This window comes from Leisingera sp. F5 (genome assembly GCF_001593695.1).
This window is the reverse complement of record NZ_LUKH01000488.1, coordinates 1-2280: the sequence shown is the minus strand read 5'-3', so window position 1 is coordinate 2280 and position 2280 is coordinate 1. Positions and strand designations below refer to the sequence as shown.

Here is a 2280-nt window from a genome sequence, read left to right as displayed (position 1 = left end):
CCGGGCAACAACCACGCCGCCCGCACGGGCAAGGGCAGAACTGGGCAGAGTGCCCTGAAAGACGAGGAATAGACATGAGCGACGTCGCAGACCGCGTAAAAAAGATCGTTGTTGAGCACCTGGGTGTGGAAGAAGACAAAGTGACCGAGAATGCCTCGTTCATCGACGACCTGGGCGCGGACAGCCTGGACACCGTTGAGCTGGTTATGGCCTTCGAAGAGGAATTCGGCATCGAAATCCCCGATGACGCAGCAGAAACCATTCAGACTTTCGGCGACGCGGTGAAGTTCATCACCGAAGCCTCCTAAGTTACGCGGCTTTGCCGCTAAGGGCCCCTGTCGGAAACGGCGGGGGCCTTTTTACATCTACGTCAAGCGGCGTTCTGATTCGCCCTATCCGCGCCCTGCGCGATGGACTCGCGTTAGGCGGGTGTGTGGACAGCGTGACGCTAGGGCATTGTGCCTGAGCCCCTGCACAGGGGCATGGTTCGCGCGGGGCGGTACGACGTCCCGTTAGCAAAGGCAATTCCGCGCCGTGCGGGCCGTCCGGTGGCCTCCTGCTCTTGCCCATGGGGGTAAATGCAGGGTATGAGCGGATAAAGACTGCTGAGGAAGGGCATATCACTATGCGTCGTGTCGTTGTTACTGGGCTTGGAATGATCACTCCGCTGGCATGTGGGGTCGAGGAAACCTGGAGCCGTTTGCTGGCCGGTGAATCCGGTGCGGGGACAATCACTCGGTTTGATGCCAGCAATCTGGGCACGAATTACGCCTGCGAGCTGCCGATGGGCGATGGATCCGACGGAACCTTCAATCCCGACGATTGGATGGAACCCAAAGAGCGCCGCAAGGTCGATGATTTCATCCTCTATGGCTATGCCGCTACAATTCAGGCCGCCGAAGACGCGGGCTGGATGCCCGAAGACGAAGAGAGCCGCCTGCGCACAGGCGTGATGATCGGTTCGGGGATTGGTGGGCTGCAATCCATCGAAAAGGGTGCGATCACCCTACAGGAAAAAGGGCCGCGCCGGATTTCGCCGTTCTTTATTCCAGGGGCGCTGATCAACCTGATCTCGGGACAGGTGTCGATCCGCTTTGGCTTCAAGGGCCCGAACCATTCGGTTGTGACTGCCTGCTCGACCGGCGCCCACGCCATCGGCGACGCGGCGCGGCTGATCAAATCCGGCGATGCCGACGTGATGATTGCAGGCGGCGCCGAGGCGGCGATCTGCGAGATCGGTATCGCCGGCTTCAACGCCTGCAAGGCGCTGTCCACCAAACGCGCCGACGACCCCAAAGCGGCTTCGCGCCCCTATGACGCCGACCGCGACGGGTTCGTGATGGGCGAGGGCGCCGGCATCGTTGTGCTGGAAGACTACGAGCACGCCAAGGCCCGCGGCGCCAAGATCTATGCCGAGGTGCTGGGCTATGGCATGTCGGCGACGCCTACCACATCACCGCGCCGTCCGAGAATGGCGAAGGCGGCGAACGCTCGATGAGGGCGGCGCTGAAAAACGCCGGCCTGGAGCCGTCTGCCATTGACTATATCAATGCGCATGGCACTTCGACCATGGCCGACACAATTGAGCTGGGTGCGGTTGAACGGCTGTTGGGCGACCACGCCGCCAATGTCACCATGTCTTCGACCAAATCGGCCACCGGGCACCTGTTGGGCGCGGCCGGTGCGATTGAGGCGATCTTCTCGATCCTGGCGATCCGCGATCAGGTCGCACCGCCGACCATCAATCTGGATAACCCCGCCATCGAAAGCCAGGTGGATCTGGCCCCCAACGCCAAACGTGAGCGTAAGGTTGAGATTGCGCTGTCGAACTCCTTTGGGTTTGGCGGCACCAATGCCTCGGTGATCTTCGGAAAGGCCGGCTGATGTGGCGCAGCCTCGCCTCCAACATGCTGACAGTGCTCATTGCGGCTTTGTTTCTGCTGGGCGGCCTGATCCTATGGGGCAAATCGCAATACACCGCTGAAGGGCCGCTGGAGACAGCGATCTGCCTGCGGGTTGAGCGGGGCTCGAACATGGCACGGGTGAGCCGCGACCTGGAAACCCAGGGTGCGGTCGCCTCCGCCGCCATCTTCCGCCTCGGCGCCAAATACAGCGAGAAAACCGGCCAGCTGAAGGCCGGCAGCTTCCTGGTGGAGCCGGGCTCCTCGATGGAGCGGATCATCGACGGGATCACCCATTCCGGCGCCTCAACCTGCGGCACCGAGATTGTCTACCGCATCGGCGTGACCCGTACCCAGGCCGAGGTGCGTGAGCTGGACC

The 2280-nt window shown here is 62.1% G+C and carries 2 protein-coding genes and 1 pseudogene; all 3 read left to right on the top strand.

The genetic code is table 11. The annotated features are described in order from the left end of the window. Window positions 1–74 precede the first annotated feature (74 nt). Window positions 75–308: an acyl carrier protein gene (locus A2I95_RS32295; protein WP_028091986.1), complete on the top strand. Its 234-nt coding sequence runs from the start codon at window positions 75–77 to the stop codon at window positions 306–308. Between the two features lie 317 nt (window positions 309–625). Next, window positions 626–1884, top strand: a pseudogene (gene fabF, locus A2I95_RS32290) (beta-ketoacyl-ACP synthase II). Further along, the coding region (locus A2I95_RS32285) for an endolytic transglycosylase MltG (RefSeq protein WP_291736404.1) at window positions 1884–2280 on the top strand (397 nt) is incomplete at its 3' end. The pseudogene fabF and the gene A2I95_RS32285, both read left to right, overlap by 1 nt.

Excerpts from the sequence above, each read along its gene's own strand:
- A2I95_RS32295 (WP_028091986.1), top strand. The coding sequence starts at position 75 with ATGAGCGACGTCGCAGACCGCGTAAAAAAGATCGTTGTTGAGCACCTG.